This is a genomic window from Undibacterium sp. Ji49W (assembly GCF_049340205.1).
Lineage (GTDB): Bacteria > Pseudomonadota > Gammaproteobacteria > Burkholderiales > Burkholderiaceae_D > Undibacterium.
This window is the reverse complement of record NZ_JBMPOW010000019.1, coordinates 118,253-135,015: the sequence shown is the minus strand read 5'-3', so window position 1 is coordinate 135,015 and position 16,763 is coordinate 118,253. Positions and strand designations below refer to the sequence as shown.

The 16,763-nt window shown below is 52.2% G+C and carries 11 protein-coding genes; 4 read left to right on the top strand and 7 right to left on the bottom strand.

Annotated elements, in window-relative coordinates:
- Positions 1-76 precede the first annotated feature (76 nt).
- The 7 genes from ACO0LK_RS21895 to ACO0LK_RS21865 form a co-directional block, all read right to left on the bottom strand.
- Positions 77-622: an REP-associated tyrosine transposase gene (locus ACO0LK_RS21895; protein ID WP_422978818.1), complete on the bottom strand. Its 546-nt coding sequence runs from the start codon at positions 620-622 to the stop codon at positions 77-79.
- Positions 623-875: 253 nt separating this feature from the next.
- Complete coding sequence (locus tag ACO0LK_RS21890; protein ID WP_422978816.1) at positions 876-1,037, bottom strand: hypothetical protein; 162 nt, start codon at positions 1,035-1,037, stop codon at positions 876-878.
- A 171-nt stretch (positions 1,038-1,208) separates the two neighbouring features.
- Entirely contained in the window at positions 1,209-1,916 is a 708-nt protein-coding gene (locus ACO0LK_RS21885; protein WP_422978814.1) for a TonB family protein, read from the bottom strand.
- Between the two features lie 161 nt (positions 1,917-2,077).
- Positions 2,078-3,817, bottom strand: a complete 1,740-nt coding sequence (locus tag ACO0LK_RS21880; protein WP_422978812.1) for a glutamine--tRNA ligase/YqeY domain fusion protein — start codon at positions 3,815-3,817, stop codon at positions 2,078-2,080.
- 313 nt (positions 3,818-4,130) lie between these two features.
- Entirely contained in the window at positions 4,131-5,474 is a 1,344-nt protein-coding gene (locus ACO0LK_RS21875) for a diguanylate cyclase (RefSeq protein ID WP_422978810.1), read from the bottom strand.
- Entirely contained in the window at positions 5,471-6,397 is a 927-nt protein-coding gene (locus ACO0LK_RS21870) for an ABC transporter substrate-binding protein (protein ID WP_422978808.1), read from the bottom strand. Before ACO0LK_RS21870 ends, ACO0LK_RS21875 begins: the two co-directional genes overlap by 4 nt.
- A 90-nt stretch (positions 6,398-6,487) precedes the next feature.
- Positions 6,488-8,443 (bottom strand): TonB-dependent receptor plug domain-containing protein, encoded by a 1,956-nt coding sequence (locus tag ACO0LK_RS21865; protein ID WP_422978806.1) that lies wholly within the window; start codon positions 8,441-8,443, stop codon positions 6,488-6,490.
- Positions 8,444-8,842: 399 nt separating this feature from the next.
- Between ACO0LK_RS21865 and dnaE the strand changes: the two genes are divergently transcribed.
- From dnaE to waaF, 4 genes are all read left to right on the top strand, one after another.
- Positions 8,843-12,361, top strand: a complete 3,519-nt coding sequence (gene dnaE / locus ACO0LK_RS21860; protein ID WP_422978804.1) for a DNA polymerase III subunit alpha — start codon at positions 8,843-8,845, stop codon at positions 12,359-12,361.
- A 4-nt stretch (positions 12,362-12,365) separates the two neighbouring features.
- The gene (locus ACO0LK_RS21855) at positions 12,366-13,703 is read left to right on the top strand and encodes an O-antigen ligase family protein (protein WP_422978802.1); all 1,338 of its coding nucleotides are present in this window, start codon (positions 12,366-12,368) and stop codon (positions 13,701-13,703) included.
- Between the two features lie 127 nt (positions 13,704-13,830).
- Entirely contained in the window at positions 13,831-15,576 is a 1,746-nt protein-coding gene (gene msbA / locus ACO0LK_RS21850) for a lipid A export permease/ATP-binding protein MsbA (RefSeq protein WP_422978800.1), read from the top strand.
- Between the two features lie 18 nt (positions 15,577-15,594).
- Positions 15,595-16,635 carry a lipopolysaccharide heptosyltransferase II gene (waaF, locus tag ACO0LK_RS21845; protein ID WP_422978798.1) on the top strand — a complete coding sequence of 347 codons (1,041 nt, stop codon included), beginning with the start codon at positions 15,595-15,597 and terminating at the stop codon, positions 16,633-16,635.
- Positions 16,636-16,763: the final 128 nt, after the last annotated feature.

Sequence of the window (16,763 nt, the reverse complement as noted above, 5' to 3'; positions counted from 1 at the left end):
AATGCGAGCCCGTAAGGTGCGCCACGCGCACCGCTGTATAACAACCATAAAACTTTTCGACGATAACAACCGGCAGCTACTCACCAAACCTGTGGCTAACATCCGGCACAACACCAATACCCCAATCCGGTAAAAGCATCCCCTGTTCCACATAACGATGAAATGTCGAATAAGGCCAATCACCCGCACGACTGACCAGGCCATGTTTGACCGGGTTCCAATGGATGTAATCGACATGCCTCGCAAAGTCGTCATCATCACGGATTTGATGTTCCCAAAACCGGCGTTGCCATAGCCCGGCTTCTCTTCTTGCAGTACCAGAGGTTGAAGTAACAGGCATACCCAGTTCCGCCGCGCAGGCTTGCGACACCAGGCGTTTGATCATGGACCAGCGCAAAGAAAAATTGGCATCATCAGGTGGCAATGTCCAGATGCAATGCAAATGCTCAGGTAATAATACCCAGGCGTCAATGTCAAAGGGATGTGAAATCCGGGTTTGCTGTATCGCTATCCGTAATGCCTGTCGCAATGCTGGTTGCGTTAATACAGGCCGACGCCGCAAGCTGGTGACAGTAAAAAAATAACTACCGCCGCTGACACGTGAACGTCGATAATTGGGCATGATGAAATCGCCAGGTATCTTGTAGGGTGCACCATGTGCACCGTGGGTTAAGGTAAAAAACAGCTAGATGGTCAAGGCTGTACTATCGTCATTAATGAATCGAATCGTACACGAACGCTTTTGTTTTGCGCAAGCCACCGCAAATAAACCACATGATACGTAGGGGGCACTGCGCGCACCATTTCCCACTCTGTCACCCCGATTCATCGAGACGGTGCGCATGGCGCACCCTACTAAAATGCGAGTATCGGCCTTACGACCAGGATTTGGTTGACGGGAGAAAACCCAGGCGCTGAGCTTTATCGACGGCGTCTCTGACGGCTTGTTGTACGACTTTGGTCAGGGCATGCGTATCGCGCAATTTTTCTGCAATAGGATCATGCTCTTGCGTCAGATCGACATTATTTTGTTCCATGATGTTTCCTCAAATATGCCGGTATGATTTTCGTGTATTTAGGTAGCGATCAACTTTGCATCAGCCAATTTTGAATAGTCGAAGGTATTCCATTTATTCGCCAACGCGGCATGTGAGGTGTTGGTGGAGAGTTGTTTTAGTTTAGTCCAATTGGGGATGTCTCTACATATTTTATTTTAAACGGAATATATACCGAATTTTCGTGACGGTGCTAGCTGGGCTGCCGTCAAAAGTGCCGGGTTTAGTTCTACATCTGCCTTCCATGAGGCGATTTGTTATTGCGTCGTCCAATAACTGACTTTTACTTGATTCAATTATTGTGACTTTGGTAACCAGACCGGTTGCATCAATAAGCGCACTGAACAATACTGTTCCTTGTACATTTGTTTTTAGACCCTCTTTCGGATAGTCTGGTGTGCAGCCTACTATCGACATATCTATAACACCAGGACGAATTGAAATTGGTTGTGCGTTATTAGCGATGGCAGTCAGCACTTCATTTTGTTCTTCCGATTTAAATTCCCATTGAGTTTTGTACCATGCCTGTTTTGTTTTTTCATTTTCTGAAATCGCTTCCAGCGAACATGTGGACATGGCTGTACGTGCAGCGTCATCCAATAAATTATCGCCACTAGTCTTTAGGATTTTAATGTCGGTAATCTCACTTTTTTCGTTGACAATGTACTGAAGCGTGACAATGGCAGATGCCAAATTTTGCAGTGTATTTGTTGGAACAGATGCTTTACATCCACTCTTAATGATTCTGGAGCCCGGTTCATTGTGATTTTGGTTGATTTGCTGATTTACTTGAGCAAAAGCCTGAATTGAAAAGCAAAAGGAAAGAAATGCGAAGCAAAAAATTGATTTGGAATGATGCATTTTGACGGTTCACCTTTGTTCACTACTGGCTTATTCAGGCCTTGCAGATATAGTTCGATATCGGAATTTTGTGGAAATGTCAGATCGCCTATTCGTTTCAAGAATCGACGGCCTGACTATCTCCCTTTTATAAAAAACCGCGTAAATGGTTCTGCTATGCTTTACTTCCCCCAACTATCCTTCAACGTCGTCACCCGGTTAAACACCGGTTTACCCACCACAGAATCCACACGATCTGCCACAAAGTAACCATGGCGTTCAAACTGCAAACGCGTATCTGGCGTAATCGTCGCCAGGCCAGGTTCTACGTAGGCGCGTACCACTTCCAGTGCATTCGGGTTTAGCAAAGTCATGAAGTCTTTGCCGCCGGCGTCCGGGTTGGCGTCGGTGAACAGGCGGTCGTACAGGCGGACTTCGGCTTCCAGTGCATCGGCAGCGTTAACCCAGTGCAGGTTGCCTTTGACTTTGTAGTTGGCGCTGCCTTCGGTGCCGGATTTGCTGTCGGCGAAGTAGTTGCAATGCACGGCGATGACATTGCCGCTTTCATCCTTGTCGCAGCCTGTGCATTCGACCACATAGCCATAACGCAGGCGCACTTTGTTGCCAGGGAACAGGCGGAAGTAGCCTTTGACCGGCTCTTCCATGAAGTCTTCCTGTTCTATCCACAGTTCTTTGCCTATGGTGAATTCGCGGTTGCCTAGTTCAGGGTGGTGCGGATGGATAGGTGCCGTGCAGGCGATGTTTTCGCCTTCAGGGAAGTTGTCGATGATCAGTTTCAAGGGGCGCAGCACGGCGGTGGCGCGTGGTGCCTTGGGGTCGAGGTCTTCGCGCAGGCAGCCTTCCAGCGTGCTGTAATCGATCCAGCCGTCAGAACGGGTCACGCCTATGCGTTCGCAAAACAGTTGTAATGACTCTGGTGTATAGCCACGGCGGCGTATGCCGACGATGGTAGGCATGCGCGGGTCATCCCAGCCGTTGACGATGTTTTGTTCTACCAGTTGGCGCAGCTTGCGTTTGCTGGTGACGACATAGGTCAGGTTCAGGCGGGCAAATTCATATTGTTGCGGCACTGGTTTTTTGAAGAAGCCACCTTCGGCAGCACGTTCTATGATCCAGTCATAGAAAGGACGATGATCCTGGAATTCCAGCGTGCAAATCGAATGGGTGATGTTTTCTATCGCATCAGACAGCGGATGCGTGTAGTCATACATAGGGTAAATGCACCAGTTGTCGCCAGTACGGTGGTGGTGGGCATGGCGTATGCGGTAGATAGCCGGGTCGCGCAAATTCATGTTGGGCGAAGCCATGTCTATCTTGGCGCGCAGGATGTGTTCACCGTCCTTGAATTCGCCCGCTTTCATGCGGCGCAACAGGTCCAGCGACTCGGCTGGTGCACGGTCGCGGAAAGGCGAGTTCACACCTGGTCTGGAAAAATCACCACGGTTGGTTGCCATGTCGGCTGCGCTTTGGCTGTCGACATAGGCAAGACCAGCGCCGATCAGGTATTCGGCGATTTCATACAGGCGGTCAAAATAGTCGCTGGCATAGTGCAGGTGTTCGACGCCATTATTGTTCCAGTCAAAGCCCAGCCATTTGACGCTGTCCATGATGGTGTCGACGTATTCCTGGTCTTCTTTCTCAGGATTGGTGTCATCAAAGCGCAGGTGGCAACGGCCGGCGTAATCGCGTGCCAGGCCAAAGTTCAGGCAGATGGATTTGGCATGGCCTATGTGCAGATAACCGTTGGGTTCTGGCGGAAAGCGGGTGATGACGGTTGGCATGCCGTCGCGTGCATACTTGCCTGCTGCCTGGTCGTTGTCGATGATGGCGCGCAGAAAATTGGAAACCGGTGCGGGCGAGGTTGCGTTGGTGTTGCCGTTATTTTTAGTATCGTTGCTCATAGTAGTGAGGTAGTGACCATGTATGTTTTTTGACTTGCACAATATCAATTCGTCTGCATGGCATCTTGCCGGAAGCTTATTGAGCAAGCCTGATTTTTGTTATTTGCACACCATACTAATCGTTAATCAATAATTAAGTAAGTATGATGCAAATTTAGGGCTGACAAGTATTTTACCGTAGCGCAGCATTGCGGGCGCGAATGTTTGGCAGTCAGTTTGGTAGTTAGCAGAGGCGGCTCAGCCAAAATGGGTAATTTTGAAGGAAAAATTGCCTGAAAACAGGGCAAAGTGTGTGTAAAACGGCTCAGATTGTTTAAATCCCGCTCGATTCCACCCGGTTGCGCCCGCATTTCTTGGCATGGTAGAGGGCGTTGTCGGCCTTGCTCATGGTTTCGAGGATGGTGTCCGGGTGGTGATAAGCTGCCACACCAAAGCTGGCAGTTTTTTTACCGACGATCTTGAATTCATGATTGGCGATGGCGCAGCGCAGCTTTTCTGCCGTGGCGACGGCGGCATGGATGCTCGTTTCACGGAAGATGACTAAAAATTCTTCACCACCCCAGCGGCCAACGGCATCCATGCTGCGCACGTGTTCTTTGAGTATGTTGGCAATGCCAACCAGGACCTGGTCACCAATCTGGTGCCCATAGCAGTCATTGACTTGCTTGAACAGGTCAATATCGACAATGGCCAGAGAAAAGAAGGTGCCATAGCGCAGGCTGCGCTGATGTTCTTCATCCAGTATTTTTTCCAGCTTCAGGCGGTTGTGCAGGCCGGTCAGACGGTCGGTGCTGGACAATAATTCCAGGTCACGGTTGCGCATTTCCAGTTCGTGGGTGCGGGCGGCTACCAGGCTTTCCAGATTGCTATTCACTTCCATCATGGATTTATGGCTGCCTTCGAGTTTCTCTGCCATCTGGTTGAAGCCGGCTTCCAGTTCCTGCAATTCGCCGCCAGAGCTGGCGTCAATGCGGGTACTCAGGTCGCCTTTTTCCATCTGGTGCACGCCATCCAGCAGACGAGACAGGGGGTGGGTGATGTCACGGCTCATGCGCAATGCCAGTACCGATGCACAGGCAGTGCCTATCAAGCCTATCAGTACGCTGACAGCGACAAAGGCATTTTTGCTCTGACGGCTGGCATGGGTGCTCAGTTCGAGATACACCCGGCCCAGCAATTTGGGTTTGGTGCTGCCTTTATCGCTGGACTTGTCACTACTGCCGCGGTCAAACAGGTCAAATGCATCGCCGTCAGCCTTGCCCTGGTAGATCGGGGCGGCAAAGATCAGCGATCCTTGTTCCCCTTTGATCACTTTGCCGGTATCGGCAGCATTGGCATGTTCTGGCCCCATTTTGCTGGGTTTGCCACTGACGGCAAGTACCTTGTTGCTGGCATCGGTGATGATGACGGCCTTGGCATCATCTTCTTTCATGACAGACTGGGTCAGGGCTTGCAACACATCGCGGTTGCCGGAAAACGCGCCGTATTCGCTGGCAGGCGCCAACTGGCGGGTGATGACGGCACCGCGAGCTTTCAGGGCACCATCAATTTCCGTAATGCCGACGATGACGGCCAACAGTACCAGCAAAACAGAAATCACCCACACTGGTGCCAGTGCCAGAAAGAGTATGCGATGGGCGAGCGGCCAGTTTTTCATTGGGCTCGCTCCGGTATGGCTTTCAATTTGCGCATCAGTATGCTTTCATCATCCACATTGAGGCTCAGCGAACGGCTGACCTGGGTATTCACACTGACGGTGAAGTAACGTGGGTATTGCGGCAGCGGCAAGTAGGCATGGGCGGGCAAGCCCTGAATGATTTCTGCTACCTGCTGGCTGATTTGAGCCGGGGAACTGAAGACGGCTGCCAGGGCACCGGCCTTGACATAGGAAGCGGAAAAACCGAGCAACGGTATTTGCTGACGGTAACTGGTCAGCAAAATGCTGGGAATATTGTTACGGTTATAGATGGCAGGGTCAGGCACTGCCAGCAAGGCATCACTATTGGCCAGCAATTTGCGCAGGGCTGGCAACAGGTCTGAATCATCACTAACGGTTTCCATATTCAACTGGAAATCAGCTTCTTTGGCGGCAACCTGCATGCCTGTCAGCATATCGGCAGAATCCTTGCCCAGCAATATGCCGATGCGGCTGCTGGCGGGCAGAGTGGCGCGTATCAATGCCAACTGACGGTTCCACGACTGGTCTACATAGACGGCAGAAAAACGATGCGGGTCCTGGTGACGTCCATATTGTCTGGCTGTTTTCTGAAAGGTGCTGCGTGGTACCAGCACATTCAGTACTGACATGGCGGGTGGTTTTTGTGCCATCGCCGTCATTGCCGGTGTGCCGACGGCGATCAGTAACTGGTTATAGGCATTGCGTGACAGTTCATCTGTTTTTAGCGTGGGCAGGTACAGGGTTTTGACTGTGGTTTTGGCGGTACTGCCTTGTGCCAACTGGCTGGTCAGGCTGCTGGCAAATTCGTTGTAGGCCACGCCATCTTCGCTTAGCAGTATGGTGACATTGTCTATTGCCAGACAGGATAGTGGCGTCAACAGACTTAAAAGCAGGCTTGGCATCCGTAGCAAACCAAGCACACTCAGCAGTCCTCTGCCAGCACAAGACGGCAAGTGGCTAAGCAGGTGCTGGACATGCTGGTGCAGCATGGTTCACATATCCAATCTAAAATTCAACCTGACGCGGCGGCCAGGCAATTCATTGTCATGCCGGTATTCAAAGTAACGGGCGTCACCAAGGTTTTGTGCAATCAGCGAGCATTCGGCCTGCTTGCCGCCGATTTTGAACTGGTAGCTAAGCTTGCCATCCAGACGCCGGTTGGCGTTCACGTAATAACCCCGGTTTTCATTTGTGTTGTAGTCGGTAGCATTGAACTTTGTTTGTGCAACCTGGTACATCATCAGGCTGCCATTCCACTGCTCATTGAATCTGTGGCTCAGCATCAGGCTTTGGCTGTATTTGGGCAACGAATCACTGTAGATGACACCATTTACATTGTCGCTTCTGACGCCACCACCCGATAACCCGTATATCAATCTGGTCTTGTCGCCAAGCTGGGTTTTCAGTTGCAACTCATATCCGCGCATGATGGCCGTACCTGCGTTGAGATTGCCACCAGCCGCTGAACGCTTGTTACGGACATCAATCAACTGGCTGTAGTCATCATAAAACAGGCGGAAATCGATATCCAGACCGGCATATTTGCCCATGTAACCAAGGTCTGTGGATTTCACGCGTTCTGTCTGCATTTCTGGCAGACCGGGGTAAAACCCGGCACTGCGCCAGTAGGTGTCGTAGATTTTTTCATACACCGATGGCGAACGCGTGGCGCGCGAATGGCTGAAGCGCAAGGTATGCCCTGGCACTACATGCCAGTTGACTGCGATACGCGGTGTGGTGTCGGTGCCGGTGTAGGTATTGTTTTCTGTCATGGCGCCGACATTGAAGATCAGGTCTGGTCTGGCACGCCATTCCAGATTGCCGAAAAAGCGTCGCAAGTGATAAGGGAAATCACCGTACAGATACTGGTTGTCACCCACACCCAGGTAATACGGCGCATAGGTCTGGTCGTAGCGTACGCTGCCACCCCATACCAGCCTGGCGTCCTTGAACGGGGTAAAAGTATGCTGCACTTCAATGTCATAACGGCGCAAAATGGCATCGCCATCGCTGACGCCGTCAGAATCCTGCAGTTTTGCATAGACTCTTTCCACCGTATGAAAAAGCTGTACTGACAGTTCTCCGCCAGCTTCCAGCGCACGTCGCCAGTGCAGCATTTCAAAATGGTTTGCTGCCCTGCGGCTGATGGCGGACACATTGCCGTATTCACCCACTTCACGCGGACCACCGTTGTAACCGAACTGGAATTCCAGCGCATCTGCGGCTGTGAGCTGGTAATCGGCGCGCAGGTTCAGGTTTTGTATAGTTTTATTGTCGTATTTGTTGAGATTCCAGAACGTGAATTGTGAGGTCGCATTCTTGATGCGGCTGTCTTCACCGATATCATCACGCAGGCTGCCGGTGATACGATAGCTGAGGTCGCCATCCTTGCCGCCATAACGGAATATGGCTTCCTTGCGCCCAGTGCCTGCCGTCAGCGACAGCATCTGGCCCTGGGTTTCTGCCGGGTGGCGGGTGATGATATTGATGACACCAGAATACGAATTCGCACCATAGCTGGCAGAATCTGGTCCGCGTATGACCTCTATGCGCTCTATGTCTTCCAGGACGATGGGCAGATCACTCCAGTTGACGCCGCCAAACAGGGTGGAATATACCGACCTGCCATCGATCAATACCTGCATGCGGTCAGATGTGGTGGTGGTGACCATGCCATGGTAGGCAACGGTACTGTCGGCAGAAAAATAAGGGTCGGCGTGGTAAGCCACATACATGCCGGGTACCAGGCGGAATACTTCAGATAAATCCCAGGCACCAGAATCTTTGATCATTTGCCGGTCTATGATGGTGACGGCGACCGGTGCTTCGTTGATGGGTTGTGACAGGCGAGATGCAGACAGGATGACTGGCATATCATCAAGAAAAATCGCTTCCTCACCGCCACCTGCCAGTGCCTGACTCTGGGCCAGTGCGCAAAGCAATAGCATGCTGCCAGTTTTTATAGCCGGGCAGAAGCAGGATAGGGCGAATCTGTTTTTTTTAGCTGACAAGAGTTGCTCCAGCACCTGAACAAATGTTGATTTAGAGTAACACGACGAAGCCTGCATAGGTAGTTTAAATGCAAGAGAAACCAGAGGAACGCTTTTTTGGTGATTTGCCTGGATTTTTGTGTGTTATTTAACATTTGTACAAAGATACTGGCTTGTATCGTGGCGCAGGTGCACATGGCCTTGTGTTGATATCGTGTTTTTTATTGCATTTATATTATTTTTTCTGCTATCCGGCACCATTGTAAATAATGTTTGTATTTTAGAAATATCATTTATCCCCGCTCCGGAGCAAGGCAAAGCTTCTGAACAAGGCAGGCAACGGGTTAGAATAGCGGGATGACTACAGAATTAATTATTTCCCCCGACGCCGCTACTGAAACGGCTGCCGCAAAGCCTTACGAACCCGCCTTCGTGCACCTGCGTATCCATTCCGAATATTCGATTGTGGATGGACTGGTACGCATAGATGATGTCATCAAGGCAGCGGTTAAAGATAAACAGCCAGCAATGGCAATCACCGATCTGGCGAATCTGTTCGCCATGGTGAAGTTCTACAAAGCCGCACGCGGCAAGGGCATGAAACCGATTGCTGGCTGTGATGTCTGGATCAGCAATGATGCTGACCGCGACAAGCCTTCGCGCTTGCTGTTGCTGGTCAAGAACCGCCTGGGTTATCTGCAATTATGTGAATTGCTGGCACAAGCCTGGCTGACCAATCAACACCGTGGCCGTGCAGAAATCCGTTATGAATGGTTGCAAAAACTGCATGAAGATGGTCAGGGTGGCGGTCTGATCGCACTTTCCGGCGCGCATTTTGGCGATGTCGGTGTTGCCATCGACAATGGCAATGTAGACCTGGCGGAACAACTGGCGCTGCGCTGGTCGCGGATTTTCCCACAACATTTTTACATAGAAATCCAGCGCGCCGGCCAGCCGAATATGGACAACCATGTGCGTGCAGCTGTGGCAATGGCCAGCAGGCTGCAGTTGCCGGTAGTGGCTACTCACCCCGTGCAGTTCATCAGCAAGGATGATTACACAGCGCATGAAGCACGGGTATGTATTGCAGAAGGTGACATGCTGGCCAATGGCCGCCGCGTGCGTCGCTTCAATGAGCAACAGTGTTTTAAAACCCAGGCAGAGATGGCAGAACTGTTTGCCGACATGCCCGGTGCCTTGCGCAATTCAGTAGAAATTGCCAAGCGCTGTAACCTGACGCTGGAACTGGGCAAGCCCAAGTTGCCGGATTTCCCTACGCCGGATGGCATGACCATCAATGATTTTCTCGTGCATGAAGCCCAGCGTGGTCTGGAATTCCGTCTCCAGCATTTGTTCACCAACCCGGAAAAGCGCGAAAAAGAGCGCGCCCGTTATGAAGCGCGCCTGAAGTTTGAAACCGATACCATCATCAAGATGGGTTTTCCCGGTTACTTCCTGATCGTGGCGGACTTTATTCAGTGGGCAAAAAACAATGGCGTGCCGGTAGGGCCGGGCCGTGGTTCTGGTGCCGGTTCGCTGGTTGCTTATTCGTTGCTGATTACCGACCTTGACCCTTTGCAGTACAACCTGCTGTTCGAACGTTTCCTGAATCCTGAACGGGTATCCATGCCCGACTTTGATATTGACTTTTGCCAGGAAGGCCGTGACCGCGTCATTCAATATGTGAAAGACCGCTACGGCAAAGATGCGGTGTCGCAGATCGCCACCTTCGGTACCATGGCAGCCAAGGGCGCGATTCGCGACGTCGGCCGGGTGCTGGATTTCGGCTATATGTTCTGTGATGGCGTCTCCAAACTGATCCCGTTCAAGCCGGGTAAGCAGGTGACGATTGCTGAAGCCATTGTCGAAGAACCACTGCTGGCTGAACGTCAGGAAAATGAAGAAGAAGTGAAGACTTTGCTCGACCTGGCACAACAGGTGGAAGGCATCACCCGCAATATTGGTATGCATGCAGGTGGTGTATTGATTGCACCAGGCAAGCTCACCGATTTTTGCCCGCTGTATACACAGGGTGGCGATTCTGGCGTGGTCTCGCAATATGATAAGGACGACGTGGAGGCCGTGGGCCTGGTCAAGTTCGACTTTTTGGGCTTGACCACACTGACCATTCTTGACCGGGCAGTACGTTATATCAAGATGATGGACCCAGCCATGGCAGATTTTGACCTGGCCAAGTTGCCGCTGGATGACAGGGCATCGTATGAATTGCTGACCAAGGCCAAAACCGTTGCCGTGTTCCAGCTGGAAAGCCGCGGCATGCAAGGCATGCTGAAAGATGCGCGGCCCGATCGTTTTGAAGACATCATCGCGCTGGTGGCTTTGTACCGCCCTGGTCCTATGGACCTGATCCCCGATTTCTGCAAACGCAAGCACGGTGAACGCTTCGATTATCCAGATCCACGTACCGAAGGCATTTTGTCTGAAACCTACGGCATCATGGTGTATCAGGAACAGGTTATGCAGATGGCGCAGGTGGTCGGTGGTTACTCACTCGGCGGTGCGGATTTGCTGCGTCGTGCCATGGGTAAAAAGAAAGCCGAAGAGATGGCCGAACATCGTCAGATTTTCCGCGATGGTGCCGCCAAGGATGGCCTGCCGCAAGAAAAGGCCGACGAGATTTTCGATTTGATGGAAAAATTCGCGGGCTATGGTTTTAATAAATCCCATGCTGCCGCCTATGCCTTGCTGTCGTATCACACCGCGTATCTGAAGGCCCATCACCCCGCAGCATTCATGGCAGCCAATATGTCGCTGGCCATGGATGATACCGACAAGGTCAAGATTCTGGTGGAAGATGCGATCGATATCTGCAAGCTGAAAATGCTGCCGCCTGATATCAATCAGTCTGAATACCGTTTCATGCCTGTTGCCGATCCAGGCAAAAAATCCAGCCAGATACGCTATGGTATGGGGGCTGTAAAAGGGTCGGGCCAGAATGCGATTGAAAGTATCATCGCGGCACGTACTAGCGGCGGCCCATTTACTGACCTGTTTGACTTCTGCAAACGCGTTGACAAGCGTCAGGTCAACCGCCGTACCGTCGAATCTCTGATACGTGCCGGTGCCATGGATTGCCTGGGTAAGGACCGTGGCATCTTGCTGGCGACAGTGGATTTTGCACTGGAAGCTGCCGAACAGGCCGAAGCCGCCGCAAACCAGGTTAGCCTGTTTGGTGATGACGACGACCTGATCCCGCCACCGGATTATCTGGACGTACCAGTCTGGACAGACAAAAAACGCCTGACCGAAGAAAAAACAGCTCTGGGCTTTTACCTGTCTGGCCATCTGTTCGATTCTTACGCCCCTGAAGTGCGTCAGTTCATCAAGACCACACTGGCCAAGCTGGAACCTTCGCGCGATTTACGTTTGATCTGCGGCATCATCAGTGGTGTACGTACCCAGATGACGCAACGCGGCAAGTTATTGATTGTCAGTCTGGACGACGGCACAGCCGTGGTTGAGGTCACGGTCTACAGCGAAATCATGGAAGAATTCAAATCCCTGTTCAAGGAAGATGAATTCCTGGCGGTGCTGGGCAAAGTGTCAGAAGACAGGTTCTCTGGTGGCTTGCGTATTTCTGCTGAAAAAGTCATGGACATAGGACGTGCCCGTGTCCAGTTTTCGCAAGGCTTGCGTTTGACGCTGACAGCCGGTGCCGATACCAAGAAATTACAGGAACTGTTGAAGCCACATCTGAATGCCGATGGCTGCCCGGTATTGATACGCTATCAAAACGCCAATGCCAGTGCCGAGTTGTATCTGTCGGATCAATGGCGGGTGAATCCGGATGACACTTTGCGGCAAAACCTGGGTGAATGGCTGTCCATGAAAAACGTCAAAATTGAATACGCCTGATCGTATGGACTATGCCCGTGTGCCGTCTACAGATGCTGCCGTGCTGTCCGGGGATGTAGCACAGGGTTGGCGACAGACTTTACCGCAACAAATATTGTCGGTATTGCCGCTGACCCTGTTTTTTCCTGTGGGCGTGATGTATTTTGGGGTCTTGTTGTTTTATGTGGGATTGCTGGCATCCGGTGGTTTCACCCGCAAGATACAAAGGCTGCGTCAGAGTCCCGTACTGCTGCCGATTTTTGCCCTGAGTCTGGTCAGCGTTGTGATTGCTGCCAGCCATGGAATGCCGGACGATAATGTCAGGGAATTCTGGCCTGGTTTCTGGCATTACCAGACCTATCTGTTTCTCTTGCCTTTCATCACGGTGGCACCCGGTATCTGGCAGCGTCGTGCCATGTACGTATTTTTTGCTGGGGCGGTACTGGCAGCAAGCCTGTTTGTGGCGAATGCCTTTCACCTGTTGCCGGCCAACACCTTGTTTCGCAGCTATGTGGTGTATGAGGGTAATAAATCAATTCTGCTGGGTATCCTGTTGGCAGTAGCCGCTGCCTGGATGTTGCATGAATTGCGTTTGCATCGCGATCATTTGTTGTGGCGCGTGCTGGCCATCGTGTATGTCGCAGTGACCTTGATCTTGCTGGCAAAAACTCGCACCGCGAGCCTGCTGTTTGTGTTGCTGTGCGTGATCTTGATATTGCGCCAGATGGGCTGGTCCTGGCGCACCTTTGCTTTGCCGCTGGTGTTGCTGGCGGCCTTGTTTGGCGGTTGGAAATATGCATTGAGTCTGCCACCACCACCGACCTGCGAGATACGGCTGGTGCAGGCTGGTCCCTGGGAAATATTCAAACTGCGTAGCATTTGCACCATACAGCAATTACGCGATTTTTCTCAGGGCCGCAAGGTCAATGAAGACGGCATGCGCCTGGAGATATACAGGATCACTGCCGACATCATTGCCGAAGCCCCTGTGGCAGGGCATGGCATTGCCAGCTGGATGCCGCTCTATCAGAAAAAAGCCAAGGGCCTCAGCAGTGCCACCATGACCACGCCGCACAATGATTATCTGTTGTACCTGACTGAGCTGGGTGTGTTTGGCTTGCTTGCCCTGCTGGCCATCTGGGCAACACAGTTGTGGACGGCGCGCCGCATGTCGCTGCATGAGTCACAGCATGAGTCGCAGCATGAGCGTGGCAGCGTAGCAGAATTGGCCATGCCCTTGCTGATGCTGACTGTGGCGATGATGCTGGGTGGTATGTTTAATGCCATTTTGCGTGATGGCGTGTTTGGCATGGCATTCATGATATTGCTGGCGATACCGCTGGCTGGCCTGCGCAGCGAATAAATCTGCTGTTGGACATCTGGAAATAGAAAATTTTTGTACTGTGGTGTTGTCGTATTGCGCGATGTCGGTGTCGATGTTGCTAGGCATGCATGATTCACATGTACATCAGGAAAAATGAAATCGGACTATGAGCTTGATCAATAAAGAAACAACGATGGTTTTCCGGCGTTTATGGGCGTCAATTACGCCCTATCGTTCGCGCGTTTGGTGGGCCTTGCTGACCATGCTGGGTACGGCATCGACCGAGGTCATGTTCCCCAAGGTACTGGGGTATATTCTGGATCATGGCTTTAACGGTGATGCCAGCAAGCTGGCTTTGTGGAAAGTGCCGGTGGCGATTATCGCCATTTTCCTGTTTCGCGGCATCTGTACTTTCACCACCAGCTACCTGATGACCTGGGTGTCGAGCAAGTTGCTCAATGAATTGCGGGCCAGGGTATTTGACCGCATACTGAACGTGCCCATCAGTTTTTATCAGGCCGAATCCAGCGGACGTATCATCAATACCATCATGTTTGAAGCACAGCAGATTGTGGAAATGCTCAAGGTGTCGATGACGACCTTGTTCCGCGATTCGCTGACGGTGATCGTGTTGATGGCGGCACTGTTGTGGCGCAACTGGCAATTGACCATCGTCGCCCTGGTGCTGATGCCGGTCATGGCCCTGCTGGTACGCGGGGTCAGCAAGCGCCTGCGCAAGCTCAACCAGAATCAGCTGGACGTAAATAATGAATTGACGCAGGTGATAGAAGAAGCCACCCGCGCCAGCCAGGTCATACGTATTTTTGGCGGCCAAAAGTATGAGCAGCAACGCTTTGATGCCAAGAATGAAAAACTGCGTGGCTATGCCATGCGCACCACGGTCGCCGTTGCTTCGACCACGCCGCTGACGCAACTGGCGGCTGCTGTTGCGGTAGCGGTGGTGATCATGTTTGCGGTGTCACAGGCAGCCGCCGATGCCACCACAGCAGGACATTTTGTTGAATTTGTCAGCCTGATGATGTTGTTGCTGACCCCGCTGAAAAGACTGGCTGATCTGAATGGCCCTTTGCAACGTGGCATGGCAGCGGCAGAATCGGTATTTGCCTTGATCGACACCGCACCCGAAAGCGATAGCGGCAAGACACTGACTGCACGGGCGCAGGGCAGGCTGGAGTTTGTCGGCACCAATTTTTCATATCCGGGGCAAGAACAGGAAGCACTCAAGGACATCAATCTGCGCATAGAACCGGGTGAAACCATCGCCCTGGTGGGGATGTCGGGCGGCGGTAAAACTTCGCTGGTAAATCTGGTACCGCGTTTTTATACGCCAAATTCAGGAGATATCCTGCTGGATGGCTGCTCGCTACAGGCGATTTCCCTCAGCAGCCTGCGTGAACAGATTGCCATGGTCAGCCAGAACGTGGTGCTGTTCGATGACACCCTGGCCGCGAACATTTCTTATGGCGATGGCCAGCCTGATGCTGCCCGTATTGCTGCTGCGGTGCAGGCAGCTTATCTGACCGACGTCGTGCGCGATTTGCCGGATGGCTTGAACACCATGATAGGCGACAATGGCATGCGCCTGTCTGGCGGCCAAAGACAGCGTCTGGCAATTGCCCGCGCCATCTATAAAAATGCACCCATCCTGATCCTGGATGAAGCTACATCCGCACTCGACAGCGAATCCGAACGTGCAGTACAGGCAGCATTGGATGAATTGATGCAGGGCAGAACCACGCTAGTGATTGCGCATCGCTTGTCCACCATAGAGCGCGCCAGCCGCATTGCCGTACTGGTGGACGGCAAGATTGTGGAAATGGGGACGCATGCCCAATTGCTCGATAATAATGGCGTGTACGCCAACCTGTACCGTTTGCAATTTGCAGCCTAGTAAGCTTAGTAGAGGACCATGGAAAAGACAGTGCCCCGTATCCTTGTCATCGCTCCTAACTGGATAGGCGATGCCGTCATGGCGCAGCCTCTGCTGCAATTGCTCAAGCAGGACAATCCGCAGGCTGCGATTGATGTGCTGGCCCCAGCCTGGGTGGCACCCGTACTGCGCGCCATGACAGAAGTCGATACCGTGCTGGAAACACCGTTCCGGCATGGTGCCTTGCAATTGCGTGAACGCTGGCGTTATGCACGCCAGTTGCGCCAGCGTGGCTATATGGCTGCCTATGTATTGCCCAATACACTGAAATTTGCATTGTTGCCGTGGATGGCAGGCATCAGGAAACGCGTAGGCTATAAGGGCGAAAGTCGCTATGGCCTGATCAACCTCATGCATCATGACAACCGCCAGGCACCGCGTGCCATGGTGGCATTTTATGCCGCCCTGGCTTTTGCACCTGCCGCTGAGGCACCACAGAATTTGCCAAAACCAAGACTGCAAGTCGATGCTGTCAACATAGCGACGACCATGCAGGCGATGGATTTGTCCATGCAGCATACGCTGGTCTGTTTTGCGCCGGGTGCCGAGTTTGGTAATGCCAAGCGTTGGCCGGTTACGCACTTTGCCGAACTGGCCCGCGCCATCCTGAATGCGCAGCCGACAGCACAAATTGTCTTGCTGGGTTCACCAAAGGATATAGAGGTCTGCAATCAGATTCAGGCTATCTGCCCGCAAGTACATCAATTTGCCGGAAAAACTTCGCTGGACCAGGCTATTGCACTGATTGCCCGGGCTGCGGCGGTGGTGTCCAATGATTCTGGCCTTTTGCATATTGCGTCGGCCCTGAATCGTCCGGTGATTGCAATCTATGGACCGACCGATCCAGGTCACGCACCACCGTTTTCTGATGTTGCCCATTCATTATCCCTGCATCTGGACTGCGCGCCTTGCCGCCAGAGGGAATGTCCGCTTGGTCATCATGACTGCATGCAAAAACTGGGCGCAGACATAGTCTGGCAACCCTTGCAAGGCATCTTGCAGTCAACTGGCATCTGTTGAGCGAGCAATTGTGATCGTAATGCCCTGCTGAGCCTGGGAAACTGGAAACGATTGCGACTGTAAATGATTGTTTCAGGGATGATTCTCTCCGGCAAGCTGTTGTAACATCGAAAATCAAACACTACGAA